General features: G+C 59.7%; 16 protein-coding genes and 1 pseudogene. 11 read left to right on the plus strand and 6 right to left on the minus strand.

Features of this window, described 5'->3' with window-relative positions:
- Positions 1 to 93 precede the first annotated feature (93 nt).
- Entirely contained in the window at positions 94 to 834 is a 741-nt protein-coding gene (gene ompR / locus H8F22_RS27245; protein WP_027922237.1) for an osmolarity response regulator transcription factor OmpR, read from the minus strand.
- Positions 809 to 937: a hypothetical protein gene (locus H8F22_RS32910; RefSeq protein ID WP_256218301.1), complete on the minus strand. Its 129-nt coding sequence runs from the start codon at positions 935 to 937 to the stop codon at positions 809 to 811. The genes ompR and H8F22_RS32910 overlap by 26 nt, the downstream gene beginning before the upstream one ends.
- A gap of 258 nt (positions 938 to 1,195) precedes the next feature.
- On the opposite strand from H8F22_RS32910, the gene H8F22_RS27250 reads away from it, so the two are divergent.
- The 4 genes and pseudogenes from H8F22_RS27250 to H8F22_RS33200 form a co-directional block, all read left to right on the plus strand.
- Entirely contained in the window at positions 1,196 to 3,520 is a 2,325-nt protein-coding gene (locus H8F22_RS27250) for a Tex family protein (RefSeq protein ID WP_027922238.1), read from the plus strand.
- A complete protein-coding gene (locus tag H8F22_RS27255; protein WP_032833439.1) occupies positions 3,520 to 3,903 on the plus strand; it encodes a PaaI family thioesterase in 384 nt (127 codons plus the stop codon). Before H8F22_RS27250 ends, H8F22_RS27255 begins: the two co-directional genes overlap by 1 nt.
- A 274-nt stretch (positions 3,904 to 4,177) precedes the next feature.
- Positions 4,178 to 5,761 (plus strand): glutamate--cysteine ligase, encoded by a 1,584-nt coding sequence (gene gshA / locus H8F22_RS27260; RefSeq protein ID WP_027922240.1) that lies wholly within the window; start codon positions 4,178 to 4,180, stop codon positions 5,759 to 5,761.
- A gap of 80 nt (positions 5,762 to 5,841) precedes the next feature.
- Positions 5,842 to 5,946, plus strand: a pseudogene (locus tag H8F22_RS33200) (taurine dioxygenase); the annotation flags it as partial.
- A 161-nt stretch (positions 5,947 to 6,107) separates the two neighbouring features.
- On the opposite strand, the gene mgrA reads toward H8F22_RS33200, so the two are convergent.
- Together mgrA and H8F22_RS27270 are read right to left on the minus strand one after the other, a co-directional pair.
- Positions 6,108 to 7,145, minus strand: a complete 1,038-nt coding sequence (gene mgrA, locus H8F22_RS27265) for an L-glyceraldehyde 3-phosphate reductase (protein WP_027922241.1) — start codon at positions 7,143 to 7,145, stop codon at positions 6,108 to 6,110.
- Positions 7,146 to 7,381: 236 nt separating this feature from the next.
- Entirely contained in the window at positions 7,382 to 8,272 is an 891-nt protein-coding gene (locus H8F22_RS27270) for a LysR family transcriptional regulator (protein WP_027922242.1), read from the minus strand.
- A 121-nt stretch (positions 8,273 to 8,393) separates the two neighbouring features.
- Here H8F22_RS27270 and H8F22_RS27275 point away from each other — a divergent pair, with 121 nt between their 5' ends.
- Entirely contained in the window at positions 8,394 to 9,128 is a 735-nt protein-coding gene (locus H8F22_RS27275; RefSeq protein WP_027922243.1) for an SDR family oxidoreductase, read from the plus strand.
- An 80-nt stretch (positions 9,129 to 9,208) separates the two neighbouring features.
- Positions 9,209 to 9,469, plus strand: coding sequence for a hypothetical protein (locus H8F22_RS27280; RefSeq protein WP_027922244.1), 261 nt, complete (start codon positions 9,209 to 9,211; stop codon positions 9,467 to 9,469).
- A gap of 16 nt (positions 9,470 to 9,485) precedes the next feature.
- Here the strand turns inward: H8F22_RS27280 and betT are convergent, their stop codons facing one another.
- Positions 9,486 to 11,441, minus strand: a complete 1,956-nt coding sequence (gene betT / locus H8F22_RS27285) for a choline transporter BetT (RefSeq protein WP_177327593.1) — start codon at positions 11,439 to 11,441, stop codon at positions 9,486 to 9,488.
- Positions 11,442 to 11,868: 427 nt separating this feature from the next.
- Positions 11,869 to 12,795 carry a serine O-acetyltransferase EpsC gene (epsC, locus tag H8F22_RS27290; RefSeq protein ID WP_027922246.1) on the minus strand — a complete coding sequence of 309 codons (927 nt, stop codon included), beginning with the start codon at positions 12,793 to 12,795 and terminating at the stop codon, positions 11,869 to 11,871.
- A 190-nt stretch (positions 12,796 to 12,985) separates the two neighbouring features.
- On the opposite strand from epsC, the gene H8F22_RS27295 reads away from it, so the two are divergent.
- From H8F22_RS27295 to H8F22_RS27315, 5 genes are all read left to right on the plus strand, one after another.
- Complete coding sequence (locus H8F22_RS27295; protein ID WP_059181831.1) at positions 12,986 to 13,978, plus strand: D-cysteine desulfhydrase; 993 nt, start codon at positions 12,986 to 12,988, stop codon at positions 13,976 to 13,978.
- Between the two features lie 228 nt (positions 13,979 to 14,206).
- Positions 14,207 to 15,007, plus strand: a complete 801-nt coding sequence (gene tcyJ / locus H8F22_RS27300; protein ID WP_027922248.1) for a cystine ABC transporter substrate-binding protein — start codon at positions 14,207 to 14,209, stop codon at positions 15,005 to 15,007.
- Complete coding sequence (gene tcyL, locus H8F22_RS27305) at positions 15,007 to 15,672, plus strand: cystine ABC transporter permease (protein ID WP_032833441.1); 666 nt, start codon at positions 15,007 to 15,009, stop codon at positions 15,670 to 15,672. The genes tcyJ and tcyL overlap by 1 nt, the downstream gene beginning before the upstream one ends.
- Positions 15,673 to 15,675: 3 nt before the next feature.
- Entirely contained in the window at positions 15,676 to 16,428 is a 753-nt protein-coding gene (gene tcyN / locus H8F22_RS27310; protein ID WP_027922250.1) for an L-cystine ABC transporter ATP-binding protein TcyN, read from the plus strand.
- Between the two features lie 487 nt (positions 16,429 to 16,915).
- Positions 16,916 to 17,680, plus strand: a complete 765-nt coding sequence (locus H8F22_RS27315; protein ID WP_194940917.1) for a hypothetical protein — start codon at positions 16,916 to 16,918, stop codon at positions 17,678 to 17,680.
- The last annotated feature ends 92 nt before the right edge of the window (positions 17,681 to 17,772 follow it).

The following is a 17,772-nucleotide window of genomic DNA, read 5'->3' on the forward strand; positions in this document are numbered from 1 at the left end:
AGGAGCGAGCGATGCTCGCATATTGCGGATCGCGAGTCTGCGGACAAAGTCGTCTGACCGTTGCCCGCAAGACCCGCTCCTACAAATCGCCGATCACTTGGTGGCGGCGCCATCCGGAACGAACACGTAGCCCACGCCCCAGACAGTCTGGATGTAACGCGGCTTGGACGGATCGGGTTCGATCATCCGGCGCAGACGGGAAATCTGCACGTCGATGGAACGCTCCAGGGCATCCCACTCGCGGCCACGGGCCAGGTTCATCAGTTTGTCGCGGGTCAATGGCTGACGCGCGTTCATGACCAATGCCTTGAGGACCGCAAACTCACCGGTGGTGAGCATGTGCACTTCGTCACCGCGCTTGAGCTCGCGGGTCGCCAGCGACAGTTCGTAATCACCGAACGTCACGCTTTCGTCTTCGCTGCCCGGTGCACCTGGCACAGGCGTCGACTGACGACGCAGGACCGCTTTGACGCGGGCCATCAACTCGTCCGGGTTGAACGGCTTGGCCAGGTAATCGTCGGCGCCCAGTTCAAGGCCCTTGATACGGCTCAGCTCGTCGCCCTTGGCGGTCAGCATGATGATCGGAATCTGATTGTTCGCCGTGCGCAGGCGGCGGCACGCGGTCAGGCCGTCTTCGCCAGGCAGCATCAGGTCGAGGACGACCAGGTTGAACACTTCACGCGCCAGCAGGCGGTCCATTTGCTCGGTGTTCGGTACGGCGCGGGCGCGGTAGCCCTTGCTGACGAAAAAGCGTTCCAGCAGGCTGCTCAGCCCTGGATCGTCGTCAACAATAAGAATTTTTTCGCCTTCAGCAATGTTTGCAGTGCTGCTCATTAGATGCTCCTTTTAGCTCGGCGCGCATTATGGCGTAGCTGCCGTTATACGCACCGTGTGCATTGTTAGCAGATTTTTCCTCCACCGCCAGCAAACCGGCCATTGCCCCTCCAGTCTGCGATGCCCCCGAACGGCCGAACGCTGGTTATAATGCGCGGCCTTTTGTGTCAGGCAACATCAGACAGGTACGACAGAGCGGCGCCATTTATTTCCCGGGCGTGCGCAGTAATTGTTCGATTTCACGGGTCAATGGGGTGCCCTTTGATCCAGGCAGCGGCGCAGGCCAGGCCGCTCAACCAGACTCGCAGAGCCTTTAATTCTGCGCCTGCGAGCCTGCTTTCACAATTTGTCAGGTGGTTTTATGGACAGCATCAACAGCCGCATCGCCGAGGAACTCGGTGTACGCCCACAACAGGTCGAAGCGGCCGTCGCGCTACTCGATGAAGGCTCTACCGTTCCCTTCATCGCCCGTTACCGGAAAGAAGTGACCGGCAGCCTCGATGACATCCAGTTGCGGCATCTGGAAGAGCGTCTGCGCTACCTGCGAGAACTCGACGAACGGCGCATCAGCATCCTCGCCAGCATCGAAGAGCAAGGCAAGCTGACCCCGCAACTTGAGCGCGACATCAAACTCGCCGACACCAAGACCCGCCTCGAAGACTTGTACCTGCCGTACAAGCAGAAGCGCCGCACCAAGGGCCAGATCGCCCTGGAAGCCGGCCTCGGCGAACTGGCCGACGGCCTGTTCAACGACCCGACCCTGACCCCGGACACCGAAGCCGCACGCTTCATCAACGCCGAAAAAGGCGTGGCCGATGTCAAGGCAGCCCTCGAAGGCGCCAAGTACATCCTCATGGAACGCTTCGCCGAAGATGCCGGTTTGCTGGACAAACTGCGCAGCTACCTGAAGCAGGAAGCCACCCTCAGTGCCCGCGTCATTGCCGGCAAGGAAGAGGAAGGCGCCAAGTTCCGCGACTATTTCGAACACGACGAACCGCTGAAAAGCATGCCATCGCACCGCGCGCTCGCCATTTTCCGTGGCCGTAACGAAGGCATTCTGAGTTCGGCGCTGAAAGTCGGCGACGAGCTGCCGGGCACCATGCACCCGTGCGAAGGCATGATCGGCCAGCAATTCGGCATCCAGAACCAGAATCGCGCCGCCGACAAATGGTTGGGCGAGGTGGTGCGCTGGACCTGGAAGGTCAAGCTTTACACCCACCTCGAAACCGATTTGCTGGGTGAACTGCGCGATGGCGCGGAAACCGAAGCGATCAACGTGTTCGCGCACAACCTGCACGATTTGCTGCTGTCGGCCCCGGCCGGCCCACGCGCCACCCTGGGTCTCGACCCGGGCCTGCGCACCGGTTGCAAGGTCGCCGTGGTCGACGCCACCGGCAAGCTGCTGGATCACGCCACGGTTTACCCGCACGTGCCGCACAACAAGTGGGACCAGACCCTCGCCGTTCTGGCCGCCCTGTGCGCCAAGCACTCGGTCGACCTGATCGCCATCGGCAACGGCACCGCCAGCCGCGAAACCGACAAGCTGGCTGCTGAGCTGATCAAAAAATACCCGGCGATGAAAATGACCAAGGTCATGGTCTCCGAGGCCGGCGCATCGGTTTACTCGGCGTCGGAACTGGCGTCGAAAGAATTCCCGGATCTGGACGTGTCGATCCGTGGCGCGGTGTCGATTGCCCGTCGCTTGCAGGATCCACTGGCCGAGCTGGTGAAGATTGATCCGAAATCCATCGGCGTCGGCCAGTACCAGCACGACGTGTCGCAGCTGAAACTGGCCCGCGGCCTGGACGCGGTAGTCGAGGACTGCGTGAACGCCGTGGGCGTCGACGTCAACACCGCCTCCGTGGCGCTGCTGGCCCGCATTTCCGGCCTCAACGCGACCCTGGCGCAGAACATCGTCAGCCACCGTGACGAGCACGGCGCGTTCAAAACCCGCGCCGCGTTGAAGAAAGTCGCGCGTCTGGGCGAAAAAACCTTCGAACAAGCCGCAGGCTTCCTGCGGGTGATGAACGGCGATAACCCGCTGGATTCGTCGGCCGTTCACCCGGAAGCCTATCCGCTTGTACAGCGCATTGCCGCTGAAACCGACCGCGACATCCGCTCGCTGATCGGCGACGCCAGCTTCCTCAAGCGTCTTGATCCGAAGAAGTACACCGACGAAACCTTCGGTCTGCCAACGGTCACCGACATCCTGCAAGAGCTGGAAAAACCGGGGCGTGACCCGCGTCCAGAGTTCAAGACCGCCGAGTTCCAGGAAGGCGTCGAAGACCTCAAGGACCTCGAACTGGGCATGATCCTCGAAGGCGTGGTGACCAACGTGACCAACTTTGGCGCGTTCGTCGACATCGGCGTGCATCAGGACGGTTTGGTGCACATCTCTGCGCTTTCGGAGAAGTTCATCAAGGATCCACGTGAAGCGGTGAAGGCCGGTGATGTGGTGAAGGTGAAGGTCATGGAAGTCGACATCCCGCGCAAACGCGTGGGTCTGTCGATGCGCATGAGCGACACCCCGGGCGAGAAGATCGACGGTGCGCGCGGCGCACGTCCGGGGTCGGCACCACGCCAGTCCCAGAACACCGCACCGCGCAAGGAAACCACAGCGCCAGCCCCGAGCAACAACGCGATGGCGTCGCTGTTCGCCAACGCCAAGCAGTTGAAGAAACGCTGATGGACATCCCTGCCGGGTACACCGAAAGCGCCTTTTTCAAGCTGCTGGGGTGTCGCTTGCACAGCCTGGAAACCGGGGTGGCGCACGTCGCCCTGGCACTGGAGCCAGAGCTGCGCAATCGCGGCGGAAAGCTGCACGGCGGGGCTTTGTTCAGTCTGGTGGACATTGCCATGGGGCTGGCCTGCTCCAGCACCCACGGCTTTGACCAGCAGAGCGCGACCATCGAATGCAAGATCAACTACATCCGTGCTGTTTCAGACGGCGAAGTGATGTGCACGGCGCGGGTGATCCACCCGGGCCGCCGCACGCTGGTGGTCGAGGCCGATGTGATGCAAGGCGACAAACTGGTCGCAAAAGCACAAGGCACGTTCGCTGTCCTGTAGCTAGATGTCACCGATTTGAGTTAATTTCGGCGCAATGCAACCTGTGGGCGCGAGCTTGCTCGCGATGGCGGTGTGTCAGACGACATCAATGTTGACTGACAGTCCCTCATCGCGAGCAAGCTCGCTCCCACGGGGTTTGTGCAATTCCTGACTGACCGGCATTAGGCCTGTGCGGCTCGAAAAAACCAGGCGAAAACGCCAGTTTTAACTTCACCCTTGTAGACCGTCTTGCCCACCCCCATATTGGGGCGACTGACGCGTGAAGGAATCCAACTTGAGCGAACTTCTCAACCGCCGCCTGGCCCTGCTCGGCGAGCGCGCTAACCTCTCTCTGCTCGAACAGTGCCTTCACGGCATCGAACGTGAATGCCTGCGCGTGACCGGCGAAGGTCGCCTGGCGCAAACGCCGCACCCGGAAGAATTGGGTTCCGCGCTGACCAACGAACAAATCACCACCGACTATTCCGAGTCGCTGCTGGAGTTCATCACGCCCGCCCTGCCCGATCCGGCGGATACGCTGGCGAGCCTGGACAAGATCCATCGCTTTGCCTACAGCAAGCTCGGCAACGAGTTTCTGTGGAGCCCCTCGATGCCGTGCCCGTTGCCGGCCGAGGAAGACATCCCGATTGCCTATTACGGCACGTCCAACATCGGTCAGCTCAAGTATGTGTATCGCAAGGGCCTGGCCCTGCGCTACGGCAAGACCATGCAGTGCATCGCCGGGATTCACTACAACTTTTCCCTGCCGGAAAAGCTCTGGCCGTTACTCAAGGAGTCGGAAGGCTTTGTCGGCACCGACCGCGACTATCAGTCCTCGGCCTACATCGCACTGATCCGAAACTTCCGCCGCTATAGCTGGCTGCTGATGTACCTGTTTGGCGCCTCGCCGGCGCTGGACGCCGGCTTCCTGCGGGGGCGTTCGCACCAGTTGGAACAACTGGACCCGGACACCTTGTACTTGCCGTACGCCACCAGCCTGCGCATGAGCGACCTGGGTTACCAGAGCAATGCCCAGGCCGGTCTGACGCCGTGCTACAACGACCTGTCGAGCTACACCGATAGCCTGCGCAAAGCGGTCGCCACGCCGTATGCGCCGTATGTCGAAATCGGCACGCATCAGGACGGTGAGTGGGTTCAGCTCAACACCAATATTTTGCAGATCGAAAACGAGTACTACTCCAACATCCGTCCGAAACGTGTGACCTATACCGGTGAACGGCCGATTCAGGCGCTGGTGGCCCGTGGCATTCAGTACGTTGAAGTGCGTTGCCTGGACATCAACCCGTTCCTGCCGATGGGCATCGACCTCACCGAGTCGCGCTTCCTCGACGCGTTCCTGCTGTATTGCGCCCTGAACGACAGTCCGCTGTTGACCAATACGTCCTGCAGCAACGCCACCTCGAACTTCCTCAGCGTGGTCAAGGAAGGTCGCCGCCCGGGCCTGCAATTGCACCGCGACGGGCAGCCGGTGGACCTCAAGGAGTGGGCCAGCGAGTTGCTGGAGCAGATTGCTCCGTTGGCCGCGATGCTCGATCAAAGCCATGGTGGCGATGCTCATAGCAAGGCGCTGGATACGCAGTTGGCCAAGGTCAAGGATCCGTCGTTGACGCCTTCTGCCCAAGTGCTGGCGGCGATGGCGGAACACGAGGAAAGTTTTGCTCAGTTCTCTTTGCGTCAGAGCCGGACACATGCGGAGTTTTTCCGCAGCGAGCCTTTGAGTGAGGAAGACCAGGCGAAATTTGAATCGCTGGCGCGTTCGTCGCTGGCGGCTCAGGTTGAGCTGGAGCAGAACGAAGTCGGCGATTTCGATGTGTTTGTCGGGTCGTATCAGGCGAGTATTCTGGCGATCAGTAACTGACCAGCCAAGGCAGATCCCTTGTTCATTGATCGCTCCCACGCTCTGCGTGGGAACGATCAGGGGGAGGCATAGCGTTTTCCACACATAACCGCGTGACCCAGCACTACGCGGTGGATGACTACCGGCCGGCGCGGCGGGTGATGCAGCGGGCGACGGTGTTGGGGGATGTGCCGTTTTTCCGGTAACCCCGGACTCTTCAGCGTCTGGTCTGGCCCCATCGCGAGCAAGCTCGCTCCCACAGGGTTAATGCTTGGCCACAAAAATTGGCCACCACCCATCCACTGTGGCAGCGAGCTTGCTCGCGATGGCGGTGTAACAGACGCCGGAAAAATCCGGCGCCAAACGGTTACTCAGCCGTCGAAGGTTTCTCCCAAAGATTAATTCCGCCTTCCTGGGCAAACCGGTCAATCTCCGCCAATTCTTCAGCACTGAAGCTCAAATTCTTCAACGCCCCGACGTTCTCGATAATCTGCTCCGGCCGACTCGCACCGATCAGCGCTGAGGTCACTCGCGGATCGCGCAGCGTCCAGGCCAGCGCCAGTTGCGCCAGACTCTGCCCACGGCGCTTGGCAATCTCATTGAGCCCACGCACATGCGCAATGTTGGCCTCGGACAGGTGCGAGGACTGCAACGAACCACCGCCCGGACGATTGACCCGCGCATCCTTCGGAATGCCGTTGAGGTACTTATCGGTCAGCAACCCCTGCGCCAACGGCGTGAAAGCAATCACGCCAGTGCCGAGTTCGTCGGTGACGTCCAGCAGGTCTTTTTCCACCCAACGATTGAGCAGGTTGTAGGCCGGCTGATGAATCAGCAGTGGCACTTTCCACTCTTTCAACAGCGCCGCCATCTCACGGGTTTTCACCCCGGAATACGACGAGATCCCGATGTACAAGGCCTTGCCTTGCTGTACGGCGGTGGCCAGCGCGCTGGCAGTTTCTTCCAGTGGGGTGTCCGGGTCGAAGCGGTGCGAATAGAAAATATCCACATAATCCAGGCCCAGACGCTGCAGGCTCTGATCCAGGCTGGCCAGCACGTATTTGCGCGAACCACCGCCCTGCCCGTAAGGACCGGGCCACATGTCCCAGCCAGCCTTGCTGGAGATGATCAGCTCATCGCGGTACTGCTTGAAATCTTCGCGCAGCAGACGGCCAAAGTTGATCTCGGCACTGCCATACGGCGGGCCATAGTTGTTGGCCAGGTCAAAGTGGTTGATGCCCAGGTCGAACGCCGTGCGCAGCAACGCGCGCTGGGTATCGATCGGCGTGCTGTCACCGAAGTTGTGCCACAGGCCCAGGGACAGTGCCGGCAGCACCAGACCGCTGCGACCCACGCGGCGGTAAGGAATGGAATCGTAGCGGTTTTCGGCAGCGGTGTAGGTCATCGAATCCTCTCTTGTCGGTCTTGAATGTGGTATCGACTGCTTCGCAAGTTGCCCAGCATACGCCCAGACAAACGCCGATAAACCTCGGACTCGAGAAAATGCTGAAACGTTTCACAAATGATCGTTCCTACGCTCTGCGTGGGGATGCTGCCGGGAACGATCTGCGTTCCGTTTTTTGAAGTGACGCAGAGCGTCACGGGATGCATTCCCACGCGGAGCATGGGAAAGATCTGCTCTCAAATGGCCCCCGCAAACACCTCCTCCAACCAATCCACAAACACTCGAACCCGTGGCGACATGTGGCGGTTATGCGGATACAGCACCGATACCGGCATCGGCGGTGGTGGCGTGTCGGTGAGAACTTCCTGCACCAGCCCTTGGGCAATCAGGGTCTCCATCCGGTAATGCGGGCACTGGATCAGCCCGAGTCCGGCAATCGCCGAGGCGGCGTAGATTTGCGCGCCGAACACTGAAAGCGCGCCGTCGATGGCGACTTCCTTCAGTTCACCATTCACCATGAATTCGAACGGAAACAACTTGGCGGTGGTGCGCGAGACGTAGTTCACCGCGCGGTGATGCTTGAGGTCGTCGAGGGTTTTCGGTTCGCCGTATTTACGCAAGTACGCGGGGCTGGCGCAGGTGATCTGGCGCAGGTGGGCGATGCGTTTTCCGATCAGGGCCGAATCACTCAACGTGCCCGCGCGCAGTACGCAGTCGACGCCTTCGGCGATCAAGTCGACAAAGCGGTCGGACTCGCTGATGGACAGTTCGATCTGCGGGTAGCGTTCCATGAACTGCGGCAAGGCGGGGATCACAAAACTTTTCGCCAACGTGCCGTGCAGGTCGACGCGCAGCCGGCCTTTCGGTGCGCAGCCGCGAAACGCCAGTTCGGCCTCTTCCAGTTCCGCCAGCAGTTGCACGCAGCGCAGGTAATACGCCTCGCCATCCAGCGTCGGGCGCACCTTGCGCGTACTACGCTCCAGCAATCGCGTGCCGAGCCAGGCTTCGAACTGGTTCAGGGTGTGCGTCAACGTGGCGCGCGGCAGGTTCAGGTCGTCGGCCGCCAGGGTGAAGCTGCTGCGCTCGTAAATCCGCACGAACACCTTCATCGCTTTGACTTGATCCATGCCGACCTCCGATTGTTGGCGATTCTTGAACAGTCAAGGCAACTCTCGTGCATTTATCGACCTGAGTAAACATGTGAGTCTGGCTTCACACCGAGCCCACCCCTGATCAGGAATCAACACCATGAGTATTCAGAAAGTTGCCATCGTCACCGGCGCCTCGCGCGGCATCGGCGCTGTGATCGCCAGACAATTGGCCCGCGACGGTTTCGCCGTCGCCATCAATTACGCCAGCAGCGCCACTGAAGCGTCGGCCCTGGTGGTGGAGTTGCGTCAGGCCCGCCATCAAGCCATAGCGATCAAGGCTGACGTGGCCAACGCCGACGACGTGCGTCGGATGTTCGACGAGACCGAAACGCAACTGGGGAAAGTCGATGTACTGATCAATAACGCCGGCATCCTCAAAGTGCTGCCGCTGGCGCAACACACCGATGAATTGTTCGAGCAGACGTTCAACATTCACGCACGCGGCACGTTCAACACCTTGCGTGAAGCGGCGACGCGCTTGAACAGCGGCGGGCGGATCGTCAACTTTTCCAGCAGCACCGTCGGCCTTAACCTGCCAGGTTACGCGGTGTACATTGCCAGCAAAGCGGCGGTGGAATCGCTGACCCAGGTGTTTGCCAAGGAAATGCGCGGGCGCAATATCACCGTGAATGCCGTGGCGCCGGGGCCGGTGGCCACTGAGTTGTTTTTGCACGGCAAGAGTGAAGAGCAGATTCAGAATTTCGCGAAGATGCCTCCGCTGGAACGGCTGGGTCAGCCGGAGGATATTGCTCGGGTGGTGTCGTTTCTGGTGGGGCCGGACTCGGCCTGGGTCAACGGGCAGATTTTGCGCGCTAATGGTGGGTTGGTTTAACTATGCTCAATCCAAGACCCTAGTGACCCTTTCGCGAGCAGGCTTACCAGGAAACAAATCTCTAAAGGGCAAAACCCACCATGCACACCGCCATCATCATCACCTTCGGCCTGGCCCTCCTCGCCCTGATGCTGTTCATCGGCGAGAAAATCGGCTTCAGCCGCCAGACACTGACCTACAGCTTTGTAGTCCTGTGGCTGGCGCTGACAGTGATCAACGGCGCCATCGGCGTGGTCACTGCCGGCCAGTCCTTGAGCTCGGAGCTGGGGATCGGCACGGTGGTGTTCAGTGTGCCAGTGGCGGCGCTGGTGTTGTTCATGGTGTTGAGCGCCGAGGCCTGAAACAGGCCCCGCGTTACTAACGCACCAAATGCAAAAACTGCAGATGCCGTTCGTACTGGTCAAGGATGTCGTTGATGATCTGGTCCTTGGTGTAGCCCACCAGATCGTAGTCCTGACTGCCCTCGCTCAAATGCACTTCGGCCCGGTAATAACGACGGTTGTTGAGCTGCTTGGAGCCCATGCCGCCACGGGCAAAGGATGGCGTGAAGTAACCGCGCATCTGCACCTGATAAATAAACGGATGCTCTTCACCGTGACCGATTTCCAGGCTGACACTGTCGTTGACCGGGTCCGGTTGCGTGATCACATTCAAACCCTTCTCGACGAACACCGCCGACACTTCCTCGATCGCCGGGCGCACCGTGGTATCGAGAAAACGATACACCTCATCCCGGGACGGGAAGTGCACCGCCTGACTCAAGCGCTGACGCCAGCCACCGCGCCGTGAGCCGGCCACCGGTGCCAGGGAATGCAGTTGCGCAATCTGCTTCTGCGACTCCAGGTAGAACGCCTTGTGCAGCCCCCACATCATCAACAGCAGGATCAGCGAGAACGGCAGCGACGTCAGCACCACCGCCGACTTCAACGCATCGATGCTGCCGGAGAACAGCAGCGCACTGGTCACCAGTGCGGTCATCGCGCCCCAGAACACCCGCAGCCATTTCGGCCCGTCTTCATCCGGGTTGCCGCCCTTGGCGGACAACGTCGACAACACCACCGTGCCGGAGTCAGCCGAGGTGACGAAGAACACGAAGCTGATGAACACCGTCACGGCGATCACCGTTTTGCTCCACGGGTAGGTTTCCAGCAGCAAGTAGAGGGTCATCGACGGGTTGTCGATGGCCGACATGCCGAGCGCACTCATGCCGTGGTTGAGCACTTGATCGATGGCGCTGTTGCCGAAGATCGACATCCACGCCAGGGTGAAACCGAGCGGGATCAGCAGCACGCCGAAGACGAATTCGCGGATGGTGCGGCCACGGGAAATCCGCGCGATGAACAGGCCCACAAACGGTGACCATGCGATCCACCAGGCCCAGTAAAACACCGTCCAGCCGCCGAGCCAGTCGCTGGGTTTGTCATAGGCGTACAGGTCGAAACTCTTCATCGGCAAGGCGCCGAGGTAGTCGCCGATGTTTTGGATCAGGGTGTTCAACAGGTGCTGCGTGGGGCCGGCGAACAGCACGAACAGCAGCAGTGCGCAGGCCAGCAGCATGTTGATGTCGGACATCACCCGCACGCCTTTATCGACGCCAGACACTGCGACGATGATCGCCGCGCCCATCATCAGCGTAATCAGGCCGACCTGAATCCACTGGGTGTGGGCGATGCCGAACAAGTAATCCAGACCGGAGTTAAGGTGCAGCACACCAAAACCCATGTCGGCACCGAGGCCGAACACCGTGGCGATGATGCCGAAGCCGTCCACCGCGTAACCGATGGGGCCGTTGATACGCTTGCCGATCAGCGGGTACAGCGCCGAGCGGAGGGCCAGCGGCAGGTTGTGACGGTAGGCGAAGTAGGCCAGCGCCATGCCGACAAAAGCGAACACGCCCCAGCCGTGCAGACCCCAGTGCAGAAACAGAATCTGCATCGCCTGACGCGCAGCCTCCGGTGTACCGGCCGTGCCTTGGGGCGGTTGCGCCAAGTGGGTCAGCGGTTCGGACACACAAAAGAAAAACAGCGTGATGCTGATCCCGGCGGCGAACAGCATGCCGGCCCAGGACAGGTAACTGAACTCGGGTTCGTCGTGGTCGGCACCGAGCTTGATCTTGCCGTAGCCGGACAAGGCGGTGACCACCACGAAGACCAGATACAGGGTCATCGCGAGCATGTAGTACCAGCCGACCGTATTGGCCGCCCAGTTTTGCGCCGCCAGCAACCAGGCACCGGCTTGCTCGGGCATGGCGATGACGACAATGCCGAAGAGCAGAATGAAGCTCGCCGAGAAGTAGAACACCGGCGGGTTCATGCGGACCAGGCCGCTGGGTGGGATAGACGATGCACTCATGAAACGTGCACCTCTAAGGGGTAAAACGTGGCTGTAGAAATCAGACTCAGCAAAGGCAAGCCTCCTGTTGTGAGCGGGCAGCAAACTGCCGGTTTAACTTGAATGAGCGTTCAAGTTAAACATGGATAGGGGGCTAAGGACTAATCCCTGGGCTCGGCGGTACTGTTCGTACGCTAGCTCAAGGATGGGTAAGAGGAGGGATTTTGAGGATTCGTTCAGTTGAGATTTAGCTGAATGCCGTTGTCTCGGCACGGCTTGAAATCCAATCGCGAGCAAGCTCGCTCCCACAGTGGATTTGGGTCAGTCCACGCTATTGTGAACACCACAAAACCCTGTGGGAGCGAGCTTGCTCGCGATGAGGCCGGATCAGTCAATCGAGATTCCGGACCTACTTCTGCGTCCCATCATCATGCTGCAAATTCGCCTGCGTCAGGTTGCACCCCGCCGGCACGCTGCGGGTCAGCCACACATTGCCGCCAATGGTCGAGCCCTTGCCAATCGTGATCCGCCCCAAAATCGTCGCCCCGGCATAAATCACCACGTCGTCTTCAACAATCGGATGCCGCGGATGGCCCTTCTGCAACTGACCGTCTTCATCGGACGGGAAGCGCTTGGCGCCCAGCGTGACCGCCTGATAAATCCGCACGCGCTCACCGATAATCGCGGTCTCGCCGATCACCACGCCCGTCCCGTGATCAATGAAAAAGCTGCGGCCGATCTGCGCGCCAGGGTGAATGTCGATTCCGGTGGCCGAGTGGGCGATCTCCGAACTGATCCGCGCCAGCAACGGCAACCCGGCGCGGTACAAATGGTGCGCCAGGCGATGGTGAATCACCGCCAGAATGCCCGGATAGCAAAGCAACACTTCGTCGACGCTGCGCGCCGCCGGGTCGCCGTGGTAGGCAGCCAGCACATCGCTGTCCAGCAAACTGCGCAGTCCCGGCAAGGCGAGCGCGAAGTCCTGAATGATCTGAATGGTTTTCGCCTCGATGTCGGCCTCCGCCTGCTGGCTGTGGCGAGCGGCATAGTGCAATTCGAGTCGTGCCTGGGCCAGCAACGCATTGAGCGCCACATCGAGGGTATGGCCGACGTAGAAGTCTTCACTCTCCTCGCGCAAATCCACCGGCCCCAGGCGCATCGGGAACAACGCCCCGCAGAGTGCTTCAAGGATCTCCGCCATGGCCGCTCGCGACGGCAATTCGCGCCCGCCCTGCTCGGTGCTGGCACGCCCATTTTGTGCACGCCACTGCGAACGCGCCGTGCGCAGTTGGCTGACGATGGTCTGCAGTTGCCAATGACTGGAACGCTCGCTCACGGTAAAAACTCCTCACGGGCGGCCGGACTGTCTGGCCGCGCTGACGGCGTTTACTTTACGGCATGGTCTTGAGGCCGAATTAAGAACCAATTGTGCAGAGCTCAGAATCTTTGGCTATAAGCGATTGGCGGTTGCCCAGGCAAATGGGCGTGCCTATAGTCCTGTCATCTTTCTCCGCCAGTACGGACCCATGATCAAACAACAGCTCGCTCGTTTTAACCGTCTCGATTTACTCGGCCACCCCACTGCCCTGGAAAAACTTGAACGCTTGTCGACCTGGCTGGGCCGCGATGTGTACGTCAAACGCGATGACCTGACGCCACTGGCCATGGGCGGCAACAAACTGCGCAAGCTCGAATACCTCGCCGCCGATGCTCTGGCACAAGGCGCCGACACGCTCATCACCGCCGGTGCGCTGCAGTCCAACCACGTGCGCCAGACCGCAGCCATTGCCGCCAAACTGGGCCTGAGTTGCGTCGCGCTGCTGGAAAACCCTTTGGGCACTGACGACGCCAACTATCTCGGCAACGGCAATCGCCTGTTGCTGGACCTGTTCGATACCAAGGTCGAGCGGGTGGAAAACCTCGACAACGCCGACGAGCAATTGCAGGCCCTGGCCGATCGCCTGCGCAATAACGGCAAGAAGCCGTACCTGGTGCCGATTGGTGGTTCGAATGCGCTGGGCGCGTTGGGTTATGTGCGCGCCGGGTTGGAGTTGGCCGAGCAAATCAAGGACACCGGTTTGAATTTCGCCGCCGTGGTCCTGGCCTCGGGCAGTGCCGGCACCCACAGCGGGCTGGCGTTGGCGCTGAGTGAAGCGCTGCCGGATTTGTCAGTTATTGGCGTCACGGTTTCCCGTAGTGATGAAGACCAGCGACCGAAAGTCCAGGGCCTCGCCGAACGTACGGCCGAACTGCTCGGCGTGCAGTTGCCAGCGAGTTTCAAAATTGAACTGTGGGACGAATATTTCGGGCCGCGCTATGGCGAGCCGAACGCCGGAACACTGTCAGCAGTGAAGCTGCTGGCGAGTCAGGAAGGCTTGCTGCTGGACCCGGTGTATACCGGCAAGGCCATGGCCGGGTTGCTGGACGGGATCGGACGCGGACGCTTCGATGAGGGGCCGATTATCTTCCTGCACACCGGGGGGGCACCGGCGTTGTTCGCCTACAAAGACTTTTTGTGATCGATGGTTCCCATGCTCTGCATGGGAACCCTCTTCATATGCAATTATTGAATAAGCAGATCAATATTTAATATTTTCCAATCTATAGGCGTCATCATATAGTCGCGCCGCAGGCGAATTTGCAGCGAGACGCATATGCTGCTTTAGGGCAGGATATCGCAGTCGTCCAAATCCCGGATTTGCCAACATTCCTAAAGCGTCTTCCATAAGAAAACACAGGGGCTTGTCATGAATTTTTCCGCACTACGTCGAAACCTGCTGGTTGGTTCGCTGGGCCTGGCGCTGAGCGCCGGTTTGCTCGGCCAGGCCGTTGCCGGTGAGCAACTGCAAAAAATCAAGGACGCTGGCGTGATCAACGTCGGTCTGGAAGGCACTTATCCTCCGTTCAGTTTCGTTGACGCCGACGGCAAACTGGCCGGCTTCGAAGTCGAGCTTTCCGAAGCACTGGCTAAAAAGCTGGGCGTCAAAGCCAAGATTCAGCCAACCAAGTGGGACGGTATTCTTGCTGCTCTGGAATCCAAGCGCCTGGACGTAGTGGTCAATCAGGTCACCATCTCCGACGAGCGCAAGAAGAAGTATGACTTCTCCGAACCGTACACCATCTCCGGGATTCAGGCGCTGGTACTGAAGGACAAGGAAGCCGCGCTGAACATCAAGACCGCCGCTGACCTGTCCGGCAAGAAAGTCGGTGTAGGCCTGGGCACCAACTACGAACAATGGGTCCGCGCCAACGTGCCGGGCGCTGACGTGCGCACCTACGACGATGATCCGACCAAGTTTGCCGACCTGAACAATGGCCGGACCGATGCCATCCTGATCGACCGCCTGGCCGCACTTGAATACGCCAAGAAAGCACCGAAAACAGTCGCTGCCGGTCAAGCGTTCTCCCGTCAGGAGTCCGGTATTGCCCTGCGCAAAGGCGAGCCAGAACTGCTGGCAGCCGTGAACAAGGCCCTCGACGAGCTGCGTGCCGATGGCACCCTGGCCAAGATCTCGGAAAAATACTTCCAAGCTGACGTCACCAAATAATGGAAGAAGCTTTCCAACTCGCACTGGACTCCGCGCCCTTTCTGCTCAAGGGCGCGTACTTCACAGTAATCCTTAGCCTCGGCGGGATGTTCTTCGGCCTGGTGATGGGTTTCGGCCTGGCACTCATGCGCCTGTCGCGTTTCAAACTGGTGAGCTGGATCGCCCGCATCTACGTGTCGTTCTTTCGCGGCACGCCGTTGCTGGTGCAACTGTTCGTGATCTATTACGGCTTGCCGCAACTGGGTATCGAACTTGATCCGCTGCCGGCGGCCCTGATCGGCTTCTCGCTGAACATGGCGGCCTACGCCTGCGAAATCCTCCGTGCCGCGATCAGCTCCATCGAGCGCGGCCAGTGGGAAGCTGCCGCAAGTATCGGCATGACCCGCGCGCAAACCCTGCGCCGGGCCATCCTGCCACAAGCGATGCGCACGGCCTTGCCGCCGCTGGGCAACAGCTTCATTTCGCTGGTCAAGGACACGGCACTGGCCGCCACCATTCAGGTGCCGGAGCTGTTCCGTCAGGCACAACTGATTACCGCCCGGACTTTCGAAGTCTTCACCATGTATCTTGCCGCCGCGCTGATCTACTGGATTCTGGCCACGGTGCTGTCGCACCTGCAGAACACGTTGGAAGCGCGGGTCAATCGGCACGACCAGGAGTCCTGACCCATGATTGTCGTGGAAAAACTGACAAAGCAGTTCAAGGGTCAAGTCGTGCTCAACGGCATCGATCTTGAAGTGAAGGAAGGCGAGGTCGTGGCGATCATCGGGCCTAGCGGCTCGGGCAAGACCACGTTCCTGCGGTGCCTGAATTTTCTGGAAGAACCCACCAGCGGCCGGATCAAGGTCGGTGACATCGAGATCGATGGCAGCCGCCCGCTGAACCAGCAGCAAGGTCTGGTACGACGCCTGCGCCAACACGTCGGCTTCGTGTTTCAGAACTTCAACCTGTTCCCGCACCGTACTGCTCTGGAAAACGTCATCGAAGGCCCGATCATCGTGAAGAAGATCCCGCACGCCGAAGCCGTTGCCCTGGGCAAAAAGCTCTTGGCCAGGGTTGGCCTGGCGGGCAAGGAAGATGCTTACCCGCGGCGCCTTTCCGGTGGTCAGCAACAGCGCGTGGCGATTGCCCGGGCGCTGGCGATGGAGCCGGAAGTGATCCTGTTCGATGAGCCGACCTCGGCGCTCGATCCGGAACTGGTCGGTGAGGTGCTGGCGGCCATCCGCAGCCTCGCCGAGGAGAAGCGCACCATGGTCATCGTTACTCATGAAATGGGTTTTGCCCGGGACGTGGCCAATCGCGTGGTGTTTTTCGACAAGGGCGTGATCGTTGAACAAGGCGAAGCAAAAGCGTTGTTTGCCAACCCGAAAGAAGAACGGACAAAACAGTTTCTCAGTAAGTTCTTGAACAACACCCACTGAAGTATCGCCTCGCCACTTGTTAACTTCCATGGATGGAAGTGACAACTAATTCTTCAACAAAACTCCTTCCCGCCTACTTCCCCCCTACTTTAAATAATTCAGCCCACTCCTGGTGCGGTACATATATATGTCCTGCAACAGATCTTTCTCGCCTAAAGTTTGCCTAACCCAGCGTTCGACAACATGCAACCCTTGGCCACCGCCGGCGTGATGTCACGCCTAAAAACGTAGCCATGTTCGACAGCTCGCCGCAGCTTATTAACTTCAGCACGTAGGATTATTCTGAATAACAGGTGATCCAGCACTTAACTAGCCAACTCTATTGACACCTATTCAAGCGCACTCTTATCTAGTCGCCAACAGGCGCCAACCTTTGCACTTCAGCCTTATTCAACTTCCAAGTAATAAGGCGATTTGTTGCCGGGTAATGCACGCCTTTGAACTTTCAGAAACGGAACTTCGCTGCAAGGTTTCAAGGAGAAAAACCATGATAAGCACTTTGAACACACCCGAACTTGCGGCCCCGACCCTGGCGCAATCGCACAAGGCCGGGGTCAACATGATCTCGGCGGCTCATCTCATGATCGACGTGGCGCCCTACCCCGGCATGGACGCAGGCGACCTGATCGAACTGTTCTGGGACGACTGCTACGTCGCATCACGCGTGCTGGGCGCCGACGACGTCGGTGCAGTCGTTGGCCTGCGGGTGCCGGAAAGCTTCATTGCCAACGGCTGCGCACGCATTCATTACAAGGTCATGCAGGTTGGGCAAGGGCCGGCGTTATCACCGGCGACACGGGTCCAGATCAAGCTGGACTGCCCTGGTGGCTCGTTATCGGCCCAGTGCGGCGACGAAAACCAAAGCCTGGCACCCGTGGGCCTGCCCGAGACCATTCGCCGCCAAGGGGTCAATCCGAACCAGATCAAGCGTGGCGTACCACTGACCATCGAGCCCTACCTGAACATGGCCGCCGACGACGAAATAACAGTGCGCTGGGGCGATGTGCGCATGGACCTGCCCAAGCTCAAGGCCGACGAGGTGGGCCAGCCGATTCAGGTCTGGGTGCCGCCAACAATCATTCTCGAAGCCGGCGAAGACCTGCGGCTGGAAGTGACCTATTGCATCCTCGACCGCGTGGGTAACAACTCGCGTTGGGCGCCACCGCGCTGGCTGAACATCGGTTGCGCCAATCCCTATCTGAAGGTACGGCAGAAGGAGATGTTGATGGCGGCCGAACCGCGTAAACGCTGAGCCCCCTTTGACACTGGGCGAACTCAATCCTGTAGCAGCTGGCGAAGCCTGCTGCTACAGGGGTATGCGCACACTCATCAAATGGGTGTAGG

It is taken from the genome of Pseudomonas mucoides (genome assembly GCF_015461845.1).
Lineage (GTDB): Bacteria > Pseudomonadota > Gammaproteobacteria > Pseudomonadales > Pseudomonadaceae > Aquipseudomonas > Aquipseudomonas mucoides.

Bases quoted from the DNA above. Each gene is read 5' to 3' on its own strand.
- H8F22_RS27280 (WP_027922244.1), top strand. From the start codon at position 9,209: ATGCACACCGCCATCATCATCACCTTCGGCCTGGCCCTCCTCGCCCTG.
- H8F22_RS27315 (WP_194940917.1), top strand. From the start codon at position 16,916: ATGATAAGCACTTTGAACACACCCGAACTTGCGGCCCCGACCCTGGCG.
- tcyL (WP_032833441.1), top strand. From the start codon at position 15,007: ATGGAAGAAGCTTTCCAACTCGCACTGGACTCCGCGCCCTTTCTGCTC.
- ompR (WP_027922237.1), bottom strand. From the start codon at position 834: ATGAGCAGCACTGCAAACATTGCTGAAGGCGAAAAAATTCTTATTGTT.
- H8F22_RS32910 (WP_256218301.1), bottom strand. From the start codon at position 937: ATGGCCGGTTTGCTGGCGGTGGAGGAAAAATCTGCTAACAATGCACAC.
- H8F22_RS27275 (WP_027922243.1), top strand. From the start codon at position 8,394: ATGAGTATTCAGAAAGTTGCCATCGTCACCGGCGCCTCGCGCGGCATC.
- tcyJ (WP_027922248.1), top strand. From the start codon at position 14,207: ATGAATTTTTCCGCACTACGTCGAAACCTGCTGGTTGGTTCGCTGGGC.
- H8F22_RS27250 (WP_027922238.1), top strand. From the start codon at position 1,196: ATGGACAGCATCAACAGCCGCATCGCCGAGGAACTCGGTGTACGCCCA.
- H8F22_RS27295 (WP_059181831.1), top strand. From the start codon at position 12,986: ATGATCAAACAACAGCTCGCTCGTTTTAACCGTCTCGATTTACTCGGC.
- H8F22_RS27255 (WP_032833439.1), top strand. From the start codon at position 3,520: ATGGACATCCCTGCCGGGTACACCGAAAGCGCCTTTTTCAAGCTGCTG.
- tcyN (WP_027922250.1), top strand. From the start codon at position 15,676: ATGATTGTCGTGGAAAAACTGACAAAGCAGTTCAAGGGTCAAGTCGTG.
- mgrA (WP_027922241.1), bottom strand. From the start codon at position 7,145: ATGACCTACACCGCTGCCGAAAACCGCTACGATTCCATTCCTTACCGC.
- H8F22_RS27270 (WP_027922242.1), bottom strand. From the start codon at position 8,272: ATGGATCAAGTCAAAGCGATGAAGGTGTTCGTGCGGATTTACGAGCGC.
- betT (WP_177327593.1), bottom strand. From the start codon at position 11,441: ATGAACCCGCCGGTGTTCTACTTCTCGGCGAGCTTCATTCTGCTCTTC.